Below are 16,045 nucleotides of genomic sequence, written 5' to 3' on the forward strand. Positions count from 1 at the left end.
GATCTATTCATAGTTACAAATCCGACAATTAAGGTTTTATTTTCTTAATTACCCAATAAGTATTACCAGCCAAGGCAAGCCTTGTATGTCTCTTCTGTGCCAGCTGCAAGATTGCCGCCCTGGAAGAGATAGATGTGGTTATCAGATGCATTCAGATTAAGAGCAATCTGTCTGTCGTTAACTCTCTCAACAGCAATAGTATTGAACTTCTCACCATGCATTGAAACAGCAGTAAGGTTAGCAGGCATATCGAAACCATCCTTAACATGTAAAACTACTCTGCCGCCTGAAACAAGGGGCGGAAGCTTAACGCCAAAAGCACAAACGATTGTTGCACCATGTGTTGCAGCAATTGACTGAGCTGTGCGTGTATAACGAGGATTTACATGGAAGAGATCTGCTGTCATTCCTGACTCTGTCTGGCCGTCAAGAGTGAAATCACCAACACCTGAAGAAACAGGAATAAAATCATTGGTTTCAAGCCAGAGTCCACTAAGAACTGCGTTGTTAGTATACTCTCCGGGTAAAAATCTGCCGGGTGTCATCGGAGCTGCGCATACAGAAATAGACATAGCGCAAACCATAACTGCTGCTAAAGCGAAAGAAACAATTTTCTTCATTCGAAGTCCCTCCTTAAATACGATTAAGTTTCGGATGTAACTACGTTACTGCCATACATCATAGCCTATAGTCATAAATTGGCTATTTATTATGTATTAATTTTTTCTAAAATAGGGAGGCTCAAAAACGGAACCGCATGGGGACTAGTGTAAAGAGCTTTTTGTTTTTATAGGTAAACTTGTATATATACAACTTGAAAAACTTGTACAAAATTACAAGACAAAATGTATTGACCTGATCATTCTCTCTAGTTATGATTTTTAGGTAATCACTTAGTGATTTCCGGAGGGGAAACGTGGCGAAATATCAAGAGGTCATCGACTGGATACAAAAGCAGGTGAGCAGTGGTGCACTGGCTCCCGGAAGTAAGATACCGTCGGAAAATGATCTATGTGTACAATTTAATATAAGCAGACAAACGGTGAGACACGCAATAGGGATACTTGTACAGGAGGGAATCCTTACTGCCGAGCGGGGAAGCGGAACCTACGTCACCGACGAGAGGGTGCAGACCGGAGAGCGAAGCAGGATAGCTGTAATTACAACTTATGTTGACAGTTATATCTTTCCTAAGACAATACAAGGGATTGAGAGTAAGCTAAGGGAGCTTGGATATACAGTACAACTTTTCTTTACAAACAATTCATCTGTGAGGGAAAGGGAGATCCTGTCGGAGATAATTGAAAAGGACGAAGTGGCGGGAATAATCTTAGAGCCCACAAGAAGTGCTCTTCCAAATCCCAACACGGATCTTTTGTCTAAGATAACAGCCATGAAGATACCCATTCTTTTCATGAACAGCTATTATCCCGAGATGACGAGAACATCTTCGGGGGAAGACGGAGGAAGTGGTATTCCACATGTGTCCATGAATGATAAGAAGAGTGCTTACAAGGCGGTGAAGAGTCTTTTGGATAGTGGGCACAGAAATATAGGCTGCGTTCTTAAGATGGATGACAGGCAGGGACTGGACAGATACAGCGGATATCAGGAGGCTATCTCTGAGAAGGGGTTGGCGCCGGAGGATTCAAGGATCACCTGGCTTGATACCGAGGACTTAAAGAGCCAGGAGCATATCAAGGACAAGATTCGCGACAGGCTTTCTGATTGCACGGCGGTCTTTTGCTATAACGATGAAGTGGCGGCGCTGGTAATGCAGATTCTAAAGGAGGACGGAAGGAAGGTTCCGGCTGACATTTCACTTGTCAGCATGGATGATTCGGACCTTGCCAAGCTCACAAGGCCTCCGATAGATTCCATACCGCATCCAAAGGAAAAGCTTGGAGAGCGGGCTGCTGAAAATCTGGTGAGACTTATACACCACCCGGGATTTTCAGCCACTTATGAATTTGAGGAAGATATTACAAAAAGAGGATCGGTTAAAGAGATTTAGAGCCTCTATAAGACAATAAAACAATTTTTAGCGGGAAAAGGAGAAGAAGTATGGGAAATGCAAAACAGGCTATCGCAGATGGCAAAACACTTTTGGGAATCGAGTTTGGGTCAACAAGAATCAAGGCTGTTCTTACTGACATGGATAACAATCCTATCGCTCAGGGATCACATAGCTGGGAAAACAGACTTGAGGATGGAGTTTGGACCTACACACTTGATGATATCTGGGGAGGTCTTCAGGACTGCTATAGCAAGCTGGTAAAGGATGTTGACGAGCAGTATGGAGAGAAGCTTACAAAGGTCGGTGCTATGGGATTTTCAGCAATGATGCACGGCTATATGGCTTTTGACAAAGATGACAACCTTCTTGTTCCCTTCAGAACATGGAGAAACACAATAACAGAGAAGGCTTCAGACGAGCTTACAGAGATTTTTGGATATCACATTCCTCAGAGATGGAGCATCGCTCACCTCTATCAGGCAATGTTAAACGGTGAGGAGCATGTAAAGAACGTGGACTTCTTCACAACTCTTGCAGGCTATATTCACTGGCAGCTCACAGGGGAGAAGGTTCTTGGTGTAGGTGATGCATCAGGAATGTTCCCTATTGATTCAGCAACCTGTGACTACAATGAAAAGATGGTAGGCCAGTTTGACAAGCTTACAGCCAAAAAGGGCTATTCCTTCAAGCTTCGCGACATCATTCCGAAGTCACTTCCTGCAGGAGCAGAGGCAGGTAAGCTCACGGCTGAAGGTGCTAAGAAGCTTGATCCTACAGGCGCACTTGAAGCAGGTATTCCGGTTTGTCCTCCTGAGGGAGATGCCGGCACAGGAATGGTTGCAACAAATTCTGTTGGCGTAAGAACAGGTAACATCTCAGCAGGAACTTCAGTATTTTCAATGGTTGTTCTTGAGCATGATCTTTCAAAGGCATATCCTGAGCTCGACCTTGTTACAACACCTTCAGGTGAGCAGGTTGCCATGGTTCACTGCAACAACTGTACTTCAGACCTCAACGCTTATGTAGGACTTTTCAGAGAGTTTGCAAAAGCTGTTGGTGCTGATGTGGATGATGATACACTTTATGGAACTCTTTACAGAAAGGCTATGGAGGGCGATGCAGATTGCGGAGGACTCCTTGCATATAACTATTTCTCAGGAGAGAGCATCACGGGCTTCAATGAAGGAAGACCGCTGTTCGTAAGAAGACCCGATGCAAAGATGAACCTCGCAAACTTCATGAGAACACACCTTTACACAGCACTTGGTGCACTTAAGGTTGGTAACGACATCCTTATGAAGGAAGAAAACGTAAAGGCTGACTTCTTCTTTGGCCAGGGTGGATTCTTCAAGATCAGAGGCGTTGGTGACAGAGTAATGGCAGCAGCACTTGATACACCCATCAAGCTCATGGAAACAGCAGGTGAGGGCGGTCCTTGGGGTCAGGCTATTCTTGCAGGCTTCATGCTTAACAAGGAAGACGGTGAGACTCTTGAGCAGTATCTTAACAACAAGGTATTCAAGGATGGAAAGGTTGAGACCTGCGAGCCCGTAGCAGAGGATGTTAAGGGATTCGATGAGTTTATGAAGGATTATAATGCGGGACTCGAGATCGAGAGAGCGGCTGTAGATACACTTAAGTAATAGGACCCTCATCCGCCCTTCGGGCACCTTCCCCCAGAGGGGGAAGGCAAGAGGAAAAGAAAGGAATATAACATGTTAGAAGAACTTAAAAAGAAGGTCTACGAAGCAAACATTCTGCTTCCCAAGTATGGCCTTGTTACCTTTACCTGGGGTAATGTCAGTGAGATTGACAGGGAATCAGGACTTTTCGTAATTAAGCCGAGCGGAGTTGACTATGAGACAATGACACCCGATGACATGGTTGTCATGGATCTTAACGGTAAAAAGGTGGAGGGAAAGCTTAATCCTTCATCAGATACACCCACACATGTGGAGCTTTACAAGGCATTCAAGGATATAGGTGGTGTTGTTCATACACACTCATCCTATGCAACAAGCTGGGCTCAGGCAGGAAGATCAATCCCTTGCTATGGCACAACACATGCAGACTATTTCTATGGAGAGATTCCCTGCGTAAGATGCCTTACTAAGGATGAGATTGAGGATGCTTACGAGGAAAACACAGGACATCTTATCGTGAATGAGTTCAATGCAATGGGCAAGGATCCGGTTGCAGTACCCGCTGTTCTTTGTAAGAACCACGGAGTATTCTCATGGGGTAAGGATGCTCACGAAGCAGTTCACAATGCAGTAGTTACAGAGGAAGTAGCAAAAATGGCATATAGATGTGAGGTTATTAATCCCAGAGTTATGCCTGCTCCTCAGGAACTTCAGGATAAACACTACTACAGAAAACATGGCGCTAATGCTTACTACGGTCAAGCGCATTAACAATTTTTAAGAAAAAGAGCGCAAAAAAACGATAGTCGGATATTGCGATTTGTGTTAAATTGATACTGCCTGGGATTCCGGGCAGTACTTCATAAGATTTTTAAGAAAAAAAGGAAGTGGAGGAATTATGACAAACAAAGAATTGCAGAAAATTGCAAATGAAGTCCGCAAGGGCATAGTAACAGCTGTTCATGCTGCAAAAGCTGGACATCCCGGCGGATCACTTTCAGCAGCAGATATCTACACATATCTGTATTTTGAGGAGATGAACATTGATCCTAAGGATCCGGTTAAGGCAGACCGTGACCGTTTCGTTCTTTCAAAGGGACACACAGCACCCGGCCTTTACTCAGTAATGGCTCAGCGTGGATACTTCCCTGTAGAGGAGCTTAAGACTCTTCGTAAGCTTGGATCAAGACTTCAGGGACACCCCAGCATGCAGTACCTTCCCGGACTTGATATGTCTTCAGGTTCACTTGGACAGGGTATTTCAGCGGCTTGCGGTATGGCACTTTCTGCAAAGCTTGATAATAAAGATTTCAGAACATACACACTTTTAGGTGATGGTGAGATTGAAGAAGGACAGGTTTGGGAGGCAGCTATGTTCGCAGGCTTCCGCAAGCTTGATAACCTTGTTGTTATCGTTGATAACAATGGTCTTCAGATTGACGGACCTGTTGATCAGGTTTGCTCACCTTACCCGATCGACAAGAAGTTTGAAGCATTTAACTTCCATGTAATCAACATTGATGCACATGATTTCGATGCTATAAGAGCAGCCTTCAAGGAGGCTAGAGAGACCAAGGGACAGCCTACAGCAATTATTGCACACTCTATAAAGGGTAAGGGTGTATCCTTCATGGAGAACCAGGTTTCATGGCACGGTGTTGCACCTAATGATGAAGAGTATGCTAAGGCAATGGAAGATCTTGAAAAGATCGGCGCATCTTTAGAATAATTGGAGGTTAAAATGAGCGAAGTTAAGAAGATAGCTACCAGAGACAGCTATGGTAAAGAACTTATAGAGCTTGCAAAGGAAAACGACAAGGTAGTAGTACTTGACGCTGACCTTGCAGCAGCAACAAGAACAGGCTGGTTCAAGAAGGAATTCCCGGATCGTCACATCGATTGCGGTATTGCAGAGTGCAACATGATGGGCATCGCTGCAGGACTTGCAACAACAGGTAAGATTCCTTTTGTCAGCACATTTGCAATGTTTGCTACAGGACGTGCTTACGAGCAGGTTCGTAACTCAGTAGGATATCCTCACCTCAACGTTAAGATCGGTGGAACACATGCCGGAATTACAGTAGGTGAAGACGGTGCCAGCCATCAGTGTAACGAGGATCTTGCACTTATGCGCACAATCCCCGGAATGGTTGTTATGTGCCCTGCAGATGATATCGAGGCAAGAGCTTGTGTTCGCGCAGCAGCTGAGCACGAGGGTCCTGTTTATATCCGTTTCGGACGTGCAGCTTGCCCTATTGTTAATGACAGACCTGATTACAAGTTTGAGCTTGGTAAGGGAACAGTTCTCCGCGAGGGAACAGATGTCAGCATCATTGCTACAGGTATCGGCGTAGGTTCAGCTCTTGAAGCAGCTGAGAAGCTTGCAGCTGAGGGTGTAAGCGCAGAGGTTATCAATATCTGCACAATCAAGCCTATCGACAGAGAGCTTGTAGTAGCAACTGCTAAGAAGACAGGCAAGGTTGTAACAGTTGAGGAGCACTCAGTAATTGGTGGACTTGGTTCTGCAGTTTGTGATGTTCTTTCTGAAGAGTGTCCTACAGTTGTTAAGAAGATCGGTATGCAGGATCGCTACGGCGAATCAGGTTCTGCAGGTGACCTTGTTAAGAAGTATGGTCTTGACGGAGAGGGTGTATTCAACTCAGTTAAGGAATTTCTTAAATAAGTTATTGCTTGGTAAAAATACGTAGAATTGTTAAGTTTGGTACCCATTTTTCCGCATAAAATGGGTACCAAATTATTATATTGTGATTATTGTTTCCAAATTTAATTGAAATGAGTTAAAATATGGGTGTTTTTGGGTACCAAATCAGGAAAAACGCTCGGAATTTACAAACACATGCATTTGAGGTTAAACAGATATGAATATTCTTGCACCATCAATTCTTTCAGCGGATTTTACAATACTCGGGCAGCAGATTAAGGAGACTGAGGCAGCAGGCGCGCAGTACCTTCACTTTGATGTTATGGACGGTATATTTGTTCCCTCTATATCCTTTGGCTTACCGGTACTTAAATCCATAAGGAAGGCTTCTAAGCAGGTCTATGATGTACATCTTATGATAGAGGAGCCTATCCGTTATATTGAGCATTTTGTGGAGAGCGGTGCGGATATTATAACCTTCCATGTAGAAGCTGCATCAGATTCCAGAGAAGTAATAGATAAGATCCGCAGTCTCGGTAAAAAGGTTGGACTTGCTATTAAACCCAAAACACCGGTAGAGGCTGTAGTGCCTTATCTGGAGCATATAGACATGCTTCTTGTTATGACTGTTGAGCCAGGATTTGGCGGTCAGAAGTATATGGATGAATGTACTGACAAGATAAAGGAAGCAAGGAAGCTTATAAGTGACGCCGGACTTTCAGTTGACGTAGAGATTGACGGCGGAGTAACTGTTGATAACGTTAATGTGCCTCTGGAAGCAGGTGCCAATGTTATCGTTGCAGGTTCTGCTGTGTTTAATGGTGACATATCAGAAAATGTAAAAAACTTACTTGGGAAAATGCAGTAAGTAAGAATATTATGCAAATATAAATATTATCTAAATTGTTAAGGAGCATAGTCAAAAAAGGGCTTTGCTCCTTAATTTTCTCTAAATTTTTTCTAAATATCGAGAATTGCTGCGCCTTATAACGTATAATTAAAGTGGAAGTATACCCATTAGTGAAAGTAAGGGTAAAGTTATGGCGCACAATGTAAGAAATATTTGTATGAATTGTGGAAGGATGTTTACGGCAAGAGAGAGCTATCATGCCTTCTGCTCACTTGAATGTAAAAAGATGTATTCAAATCACTCAGGATACAGATGCAGAGACTGCAGAAATGCAGGCTGTAAAGTGCGCAACGATTCTCTTGTAAATTCCCCACCTGACTGTGAAAATCTTCAATTGCATAAATCTTATAAAGCATCAGGTTCTAAATAATCTATTTTTATGGTATTCTCATTTGTCCAAATTATTAAATTTTAATAAAATTCTGATAAAATGATTATTTATTTCAATATTTTGTAAGAAAAATGAAATAATTGTATTGAAATTTCACTCAAAAGCGTTATACTTGTACATGACTTCTAAAATTATAGAGTGTGAAGTTAAGAAAAGTAATCTTCATGAAAGGGGAAACAAGTATGAAACTTAACAAACATGTTATGGCTATGAATTTAGCCGCAGTAATTGCTTTTGGTGCTGTTGCTGGCATCGTAGCTCCTTCAGTAGTAGGGGAGACCAGTATTGTTGTTAGTGCTGCTTCAGCCGGTGATGCAGGAAAGAGTGGTTCAGATGCTGCAGAAGTTCTCGAGAAAAAGACAGCAGGTGAAAAGATTGTTCCGGATGATGCTGATAAGACAGCAGACAAGAATGCTTGGTATGAGAGTACCGCTGATGGTACAGTAGCTTATTCAGTTGCTAAGCAGGAAGATGCTAAGAAGGTTGTTATTCCTGATACTATCAAAGTAAACGATAAAGACGTTGCTGTAACAGCTATCAAGGAAGGCACATTCACAGGCAGTGCAGCACTTGAAGAGCTCACACTTGGTGCTAACATCAAGGAACTTGGCACAAACGCACTTAAGGATTGTAAGAACCTTACAAAGTTTGATGCATCCAAAGCTCCTCTTGAGAAGATCGGCAAGTATGCACTTAAGAACGCTAAGAAACTTAAGAGCTTCAAGATTAACGGTAAGAAGCTTAAGAAGGGCAAGATTGATAAGACCTTCGTAAAGGGCTGCAAGAAGCTTAAGACAATCAAGGTTAAGGCTTCTAAGAAGCAGTTCAACAAGATCAAGGGTAAGCTTGAGACAGCTGCTAAGAAGACCGGTTACAAGAAGGGCACAAAGGTTAAGAAGAGCTGATTTTCTTTAACTGATAAGATGTAAATACCACACAGGCAGGGAGAAATCCTTGCCTGTGTTTTTTTCTATAAGTATAATAATCAAGAGTTAATAAATACATTTGTTGGAGGAGCAATTTGAAACAGGAGCGAAAAACCACTTTAGAGGTTATTCACGATTATGGGGAACAGATAACAACCTACTATCTGATAGTGATGCTGGCGTTTGTGCCCTTCTTTTATCAGAACGGATACAGTGATATAGCTAATGCAAAGTATAAGATATACAGGCTTGTAACAACAGCATTCATAATAATATGTGGATTTATCTGTTATCTAGTAGAGACCGGATGCTTAAGAGGAGAAAACTTAAAACGCAGGCCAAAACTACCTATTATATTTGTGCTTACGCATCTGTTGTCACATATTATCTCATGGATATTCTCAAGCAATCATAAGACCTCTTGGGTTGGAAATGGGAGCTGGCACATGGGATTCCGTGTACAGCTATTGTTTATCGGAGCCATGCTTCTTGTTTTTTACTATTATAAGGACAAGCTCTCCATCTGGATCGCTGCCGGCATAGGCGCCGGAATTACAGGACTTCTGACAGTTCTAAACAGATTCGACATCTACCCTAATAAGATGGGTAATACCTATCCCGGATTTATTTCAACTCTTGGACAGACCAACTGGGCGACAATGTATGTGGCCTGTCTTATGGGTGCAGGAATTGCCTATTATATATATGAAGAAAACCGAATGCGCAGGATGATAGCACTTTTTGTCGATGCCTTCATTTTTATGGGAGCATGGGTGATTGGAAGTGACACCATACTGCCGGTGATGATGGCAGAGCTATTTATTTTATTTGGCGTTTGTATCAGCAAAAGAGAAATGCTACAGAGATTTTCAGTAATTATCGCGATGTTTGGCGTAGTTACCGAGATAGTATATGTTCTGGTGTTTGTGTTCTTTCATGATAAATTTGTTTTTGTTGATGAAAATGATGCAGTTAATTCACTCCTGAGAAAGCATGTAGGAGTTCTGATAATATTTGTAGCCTTGGTTATCATGGCCATGCTATATGCTACAAGACAAAAAGAATGGAAGGGTAAAGCCCTGAAAATTCTATATAAGGTAATGGTGGCAGGGCTCCTTTTGGGAATAATTCTCATTGTGATCGCAATGGTGGTTGTTACTAATTCGCCCCAAAAGGCGGGTAGCCTTGCCAATATCAGAATGCTGAGGTTTGATTACGATTGGGGAACGCACAGAGGCCTTAACTGGAGATGTGCGGTGTACGGCTTTGGAAGACTTCCCTTTTGGCGAAAGCTTGTTGGAACAGGCCAGGGCGGGTTTGCGGCATACATATACTCTTTTCCGGACTTTGAAGAGAGCCTGATTGAAATGTATGGAAAATATAAGCTGATGGTCGCCCATAATGAATACCTTCACTTCCTTGTTGAAAACGGTATTCTGGGGTGCATCACCTACGCCGGGTTTATAATAACTTCATTTGCTGCACTTTGGAAAAGAGCAGATAAAAGCAGGCTTTCAATGATGGCGCTCCTGTCCCTTTCAGGCTATTTTGCATGCAGCATATTCTTTTTCCAGCATGTATATGCAACATCATTTATGTATCTGTTTGTTGCCATGGCCTTATCGGAAGAGCGAAAAACAAAGATTGCAAATTGACAATAATAAGCAGTAAAGGCATACTAGATAATAGACTTTATGCGTAAACCTGTAATATTTAGAAAGGTTGATATTTAGATAATGTATAAAAAGATGGATAGAAATGCACCGTGCTGGTGCCAGAGTGGTAAGAAATACAAGGCTTGCCACGAGGCTTTTGATGACAAGATCATCAAGCTTCAGAGGGAAGGTAAGATAGTTCCCCACAGATCACTCATTAAGACTGAAAAAGATATTGAAGGCATTAAAAAGAGTGCGAAGATAAATATGGCCTGCCTCGACGAGGTAGCTGACAAGATAAAGGCAGGCATGTCGACTCAGGAAATCGATGATATCGTCGCTGATGTAACTAAGAAGATGGGCGGTATCCCGGCACCTCTTAATTATGAAGGTTTTCCTAAGAGCGTATGCACTTCCATTAATGATATGGTATGTCATGGAATTCCGTCTCCTGACGATATTTTGCAGGAGGGCGACATTATAAATGTAGACTGCTCCACAATTCTGGATGGCTACTACTCAGATTCTTCACGAATGTTCTGCATCGGAGATGTGGATCCTGAATGGAAGAAGCTTGTGGATGTTACTAAGGAAGCAGTTGATATAGGTGTTAAGAATGTAATCCCCTGGACACCCCTTGGAAATATGGGCGACGCAGTTCATCAGCACGCTCTTAAAAATGGTTACACAGTGGTTCGTGAGATTGGCGGACACGGCTGTGGTAACGATTTCCATGAGGAACCCTGGGTTAGCTTTGTAAGTAAGCCGGGAACAGAGATGATCATGGTACCCGGAATGGTATTCACCATCGAGCCTATGATAAACATGGGTGAGGACAAGATTTTCGTGGATGCTGATAATGACTGGACAGTTTATACTGAGGACGGTTCACCTTCAGCTCAGTGGGAAGTAGAAGTTCTGGTTACCGAGACCGGTTGCGAGATATTATGTTGGTAAGGAGATTTTTATAAATGCAGAACAAAGGAAAATATTACATCACTACAGCGATAGCTTATACATCAGGTAAGCCTCATATCGGAAACAGCTATGAGATCGTGCTTGCTGACGCTATTGCAAGATATAAGAGAAAAGATGGCTATGATGTTCATTTCCAGACAGGCTCTGATGAGCACGGGCAGAAGATTGAGACAAGAGCAATCGAGGCAGGCTGCAACAGCCCTAAGGAATTCGTTGATGGCGTTGCAGGTACAATCAAGAGCCTCTGGGATATGATGGATACATCCTATGACAGATTTATCCGTACCACAGACGAGGATCACGTTCAGCAGGTTCAGAAGATATTCAAGAAGTTCTATGACCAGGGCGATATCTATAAGGGATCCTATAAGGGAATGTACTGTACAGAGTGTGAGGCATTTTACACAGAGTCTCAGCTTGTTGACGGAAAGTGTCCTGAGTGCGGATCAGACGTACATCCCGCTGAGGAGGAAGCATATTTCTTCAAGATGAGCAAGTATGCACCTCAGCTTATCGAGCACATCAATACACATCCTGAATTCATTCAGCCTGTGTCACGTAAGAATGAGATGATGAACAACTTCCTGCTTCCCGGACTTCAGGATCTTTGCGTATCCAGAACCTCCTTCAAGTGGGGAATCCCTGTAAGCTTCGATGAAAAGCATGTAGTATATGTATGGCTTGATGCGCTTACAAACTATATCACCGGTATCGGCTATGATGTGGATAACAGCAGCGAGGACTATAAAAAGTGGTGGCCTGCTGACCTTCATCTTATCGGTAAGGATATCATCAGATTCCATACTATTTACTGGCCTATTTTCCTTCTTGCACTTGGTGAGCCTCTTCCGAAGCAGGTATTCGGACATCCCTGGCTCCTTCAGGGCGGCGAGAAGATGAGTAAGTCCAAGGGCAACGTAATCTACGCTGATGACCTTGTAAGTCTCTTCGGTGTTGACCCTGTTAAGTATTTCGTACTTCACGAGATGCCCTATGACAATGATGGTGTGATCACATGGGAGCTCATGGTTGAGCGTTACAACTCAGACCTTGCCAATACACTTGGTAACCTTGTAAACAGAACAATCGCAATGTCCAATAAGTACTTCAATGGCGTTGTAGCTGACAAGGGCGTAGAAGGCGGCGTTGATGCTGACCTCAAGGCAGTATGCACAGGCGCTTACGAGAAGGTTGAGAAGAAGATGGATGAGCTCAGGGTTGCTGATGCTCTTACAGAGATTTTCGCAGTATTCAAGCGTTGCAATAAGTACATTGATGAGACTGAGCCGTGGAACCTTGCAAAGGATGAGGCACAGGCTGACAGACTTTCAACAGTTCTTTACAACCTTGTTGAGGGTATTACAATCGGAACAAGTCTTCTTGAGCCCTTCATGCCCAGAACAGCAGAGAAGATTCTCTCTATGCTGAACACAAAGAGCCGCGACTTTGATACTCTTGATACCTTCGGAAAATATGAGAGCGGCACAAAGGTAACTGATGCTCCTGAGCAGACCTTTGCAAGAAAAGACCTTAACGAGGTTCTTGCTGAAGCTGCCAAGATCACAGAGAAGCAGAAGGCTGACTTCATCGAGTCTCAGAAGAGAGCTAAGGAAAATCTTACCAAGGCTGGAATGCTCAAGGAAGCTAATGCCATTGTTATCGGCGGCGCTGAGGACAAGGCTGAGGAAGGCGAGGCAGCAGAAGGAATCGATATCCCTGCAAAGGATGAGATCACCTTTGATGACTTCATGAAGATGCAGTTCCAGGTAGGTGAGATCATCGCCTGCAAGGCAGTTCCGAAGTCCAAGAAGCTTCTTTGCTCACAGGTTAAGATCGGAAGCCAGACAAAGCAGATAGTATCCGGTATCCGCAAGTACTATACTCCCGAGGAGATGGTAGGTAAGAAGGTAATGGTTCTGGTAAACCTTAAGCCTGCAAAGCTTGCCGGTGTTGAATCTGAAGGAATGCTCCTTTGTGCAGAGGATGCAGAAGGTAACCTTGCACTTATGACACCTGAGAAGGCTATGCCCTCAGGAGCAGAGATCTGCTAATAATTATATAAATACGAACCCGATAATTTCATCTTGGAAGTTATCGGGTTTTTCTTATAATTTATATTTTTTTGGAGATTTATAAACTGAATTTTAGTAGACAAACCAAATACAATCTATTTTCACACAATTTACCTAAATGAATGAAGAAAACAAAAAATTATATAAAAAATATGAGAATTAATAGTATTTTTAGAAAAATAAGCGCTTAATAGCTTGTATAATAAAAATTGCAAAGGTAAAATTATTATAGCAAAATATTATTTCATTTAGCATTCCTATGGAAGGAGACTTGAAATGATCAAACAGATGAGGGAGAGATTGAAAAAAGCAAGGGGGTTCACACTAGCAGAACTCTTAATTGTGGTAGCTATAATAGCAGTTCTTGTTGCAATCGCAATACCCACTTTTACCAATCAGCTCGAGAAGGCAAGAGAGGCTACTGATGCTGCAAATATCAGAGTTTTGTATGCAGAAGTTATGGCTGAATATCTTGAAACAGGTAATGCAGTCGGAGCAAAGACCATTCCTGTACAGCAGAGAAAGGAAGGCTGGCAGTCTCAGATTTCATGGCCCAGCGGAATCACTCCGCCTGCTGCTAAGACTTCAGGCAGTTGGTCTGTTTCATGTGGTGCCGACGGTACGATATCCATTAATTAATTGTGTTTAACTTGAGATATGGACTATGAGAAAACTATTTAATGCCAAAGGTCTATCTCGCATTGTGGTGGTAGCAATTGTTTTTGCAATTGCTCTAATTGTATTGGTGGCGATTAAAGTCGTAAACATGAGGACTGAGAATGCTTTGGAGGATATGGACAGACAGGTGGAAATAGCCGCAGAGCATAAAGCAAAGCTGGCATATACGCAAAACGACATGCTGGAAAAAATGGTTTACGATGCGACGAACAAGACATTTGTTGATCCTATGGAGGCTGTAAGCACGGTTGAGCCCTACGGTTCATCAAAGGAACATCAGGGCAAGTATCTGCTCATAGTTTTTGGCGACGAAGAAAATATAACATTAGAATGGGTTAATCCATAGCATATACACATAAGATTCAGTTTTTTATGCAGGGGGAAATATGGCAAAAAGAAGAATCGGCGATATGCTTATAGAACGTGGTCTGATTAATCAAAGAGAGCTGGAATATGCTCTTGATGTACAGAAGCAGACACACGAAAAACTTGGTGAAGTACTTATCAGTAATAAGATAGTCAGTCCGGAAGACATGGCTAAGACACTGGCTGTGCAGCTGGAGGTTGACTACATCGATCTTGCAAACGCGGCGATTCCTCAGGAGATGACCAAGTACGTTCAGAGGAATATTGCCAAGCAGAATCACCTGGTACCGGTGCAAAAAGAAGGGGATTCTCTATACGTAGCGATGGATGATCCTCTGAATATTTATGCCTTGGATGAGGTACGAAAGGTTGCTAACCTAAAGATTGTTCCTCTCATTGCAACACACATGGCTGTTGAGAGAGCGATCAATACTCTTTATGGAAATGAGAACGCCAAGCAGGCAATCGCTGACTATAAAAAAGAACATGGAATTGAGGAGAGAGGTGACATTGAGACATCTATGTCATCCGCTTTTGATTTCATAATCTCTTCAAATTCCATTACCGGAGACAACGAAGGTGCGCCCACTATCAGACTGGTTAACTCTATTATTGAGCGCGCTGTTTCAGAGCATGCATCTGATATCCACCTTGAGCCCAGAGAAAATGGGATGGATGTCAGGATGCGTATTGATGGTGTCTTAAGGGATATCCTTAAGGTTCCGAAGGATATAACCGCGGCAGTAATTGCCCGCATTAAGACCATGTCCGGAATGGATGTGGCTGACAAACGAATTCCGCAGGACGGTCGCTTCGCAGTAAGCGTTTTAGGCAGAAGCATCGATATGCGTGTTTCTACGCTCCCTATCGCATGGGGAGAAAAAATAGTGTGCCGTCTTCTTGATAAATCCAACACAGAAATAGATAAAGAGATGCTGGGACTTAGTCCTGACGACATGGAAAAATACGAGAAGCTTATCCATTATAAAAATGGATTGATGCTCCTTGTAGGACCTACCGGTTCAGGTAAAACCACCACAATGTATGCAATGCTTAACGAGTTAAATACAAGAGACGTTAACCTTGTGACATTGGAGGATCCCATAGAGTATAACCTGGATGGCTTAAATCAGGTTCAGGTAAATGCAAAGACAAACATGACATTTGCAAACGGACTTAGGGCTATTCTTCGTCAGGATCCGGATATTGTATCTGTTGGTGAGATCCGTGACGGCGAGACGGCAGAGATATGTATGAGAGCAGCCCTTACCGGTAGATTCGTCATGAGTACTATTCATACCAATGACGCAGTGGGTGCCATAGACAGACTTGAGGACATCGGCGTTGAACCTTATCTTATCGCAGCTACACTTAGAGGCGTTATTTCACAGAGACTTGTAAGAAGGATCTGCCCTTACTGCGCTGAGGAATACGAGCCTCAGAGGGATGAGATAGACAGACTTGGCGTGAAAATTAAACCAGGAACCAAATTCAAATATGGAAGAGGTTGCCAGCAGTGCTTCAACACAGGTTATTCAGGGCGAATAGCTATTTTCGAAATAATGATGGTAACCCCTAAGATCAGAGACCTTATCAGCAGAAAAGCGGTAAGAGCTGAGATAGAAGAAGAGCTTAGAAAAGAAGGCAGCAATTTTGTATCACTAAAGGAAGCCGGAATGAGACTCGTTTACGATGGTGTCACAAGCGTTTACGAGGTGCTTCGAGTAACTAATGAGAGTGATTAAAG

The 16,045-nt window shown here is 42.9% G+C and carries 14 protein-coding genes; 13 read left to right on the forward strand and 1 reads right to left on the reverse strand.

Translation table 11 applies throughout. From position 1 onward, the window contains the following. Positions 1-62: 62 nt before the first annotated feature. Positions 63-620 carry a hypothetical protein gene (locus G587_RS0103055; protein ID WP_026491037.1) on the reverse strand — a complete coding sequence of 186 codons (558 nt, stop codon included), beginning with the start codon at positions 618-620 and terminating at the stop codon, positions 63-65. A gap of 296 nt (positions 621-916) precedes the next feature. Here G587_RS0103055 and G587_RS0103060 point away from each other — a divergent pair, with 296 nt between their 5' ends. From G587_RS0103060 to G587_RS0103125, 13 genes are all read left to right on the forward strand, one after another. After that, entirely contained in the window at positions 917-2,014 is a 1,098-nt protein-coding gene (locus tag G587_RS0103060; RefSeq protein ID WP_026491038.1) for a GntR family transcriptional regulator, read from the forward strand. Positions 2,015-2,064: 50 nt separating this feature from the next. Further along, a complete protein-coding gene (locus G587_RS0103065) occupies positions 2,065-3,660 on the forward strand; it encodes a xylulokinase (protein ID WP_026491039.1) in 1,596 nt (531 codons plus the stop codon). A 72-nt stretch (positions 3,661-3,732) separates the two neighbouring features. Beyond that, positions 3,733-4,431, forward strand: coding sequence for an L-ribulose-5-phosphate 4-epimerase (locus tag G587_RS0103070; protein WP_026491040.1), 699 nt, complete (start codon positions 3,733-3,735; stop codon positions 4,429-4,431). Positions 4,432-4,558: 127 nt separating this feature from the next. Then, entirely contained in the window at positions 4,559-5,389 is an 831-nt protein-coding gene (locus G587_RS0103075) for a transketolase (protein WP_026491041.1), read from the forward strand. 12 nt (positions 5,390-5,401) lie between these two features. After that, positions 5,402-6,343 carry a transketolase family protein gene (locus G587_RS0103080; RefSeq protein WP_026491042.1) on the forward strand — a complete coding sequence of 314 codons (942 nt, stop codon included), beginning with the start codon at positions 5,402-5,404 and terminating at the stop codon, positions 6,341-6,343. Positions 6,344-6,539: 196 nt separating this feature from the next. Beyond that, the gene (gene rpe / locus G587_RS0103085; protein WP_026491043.1) at positions 6,540-7,190 is read left to right on the forward strand and encodes a ribulose-phosphate 3-epimerase; all 651 of its coding nucleotides are present in this window, start codon (positions 6,540-6,542) and stop codon (positions 7,188-7,190) included. A 615-nt stretch (positions 7,191-7,805) separates the two neighbouring features. Further along, on the forward strand, positions 7,806-8,528 hold the full coding sequence (locus G587_RS0103095) for a leucine-rich repeat protein (protein WP_026491044.1): 723 nt from the start codon (positions 7,806-7,808) through the stop codon (positions 8,526-8,528). A gap of 116 nt (positions 8,529-8,644) precedes the next feature. Beyond that, on the forward strand, positions 8,645-10,204 hold the full coding sequence (locus G587_RS0103100) for an O-antigen ligase family protein (protein WP_026491045.1): 1,560 nt from the start codon (positions 8,645-8,647) through the stop codon (positions 10,202-10,204). An 81-nt stretch (positions 10,205-10,285) separates the two neighbouring features. Further along, positions 10,286-11,161 (forward strand): methionyl aminopeptidase, encoded by an 876-nt coding sequence (locus tag G587_RS0103105; protein ID WP_026491046.1) that lies wholly within the window; start codon positions 10,286-10,288, stop codon positions 11,159-11,161. Positions 11,162-11,175: 14 nt separating this feature from the next. After that, positions 11,176-13,233 (forward strand): methionine--tRNA ligase, encoded by a 2,058-nt coding sequence (gene metG / locus G587_RS0103110; RefSeq protein ID WP_026491047.1) that lies wholly within the window; start codon positions 11,176-11,178, stop codon positions 13,231-13,233. A gap of 297 nt (positions 13,234-13,530) precedes the next feature. Further along, entirely contained in the window at positions 13,531-13,893 is a 363-nt protein-coding gene (locus G587_RS26535) for a competence type IV pilus major pilin ComGC (protein ID WP_051200642.1), read from the forward strand. Between the two features lie 25 nt (positions 13,894-13,918). After that, positions 13,919-14,278: a hypothetical protein gene (locus tag G587_RS0103120; protein ID WP_026491048.1), complete on the forward strand. Its 360-nt coding sequence runs from the start codon at positions 13,919-13,921 to the stop codon at positions 14,276-14,278. A gap of 40 nt (positions 14,279-14,318) precedes the next feature. Continuing rightward, a complete protein-coding gene (locus G587_RS0103125) occupies positions 14,319-16,043 on the forward strand; it encodes a GspE/PulE family protein (RefSeq protein WP_026491049.1) in 1,725 nt (574 codons plus the stop codon). Positions 16,044-16,045 lie beyond the last annotated feature (2 nt).

This window comes from Butyrivibrio sp. XPD2002 (assembly GCF_000423945.1).
GTDB lineage: Bacteria > Bacillota > Clostridia > Lachnospirales > Lachnospiraceae > Butyrivibrio.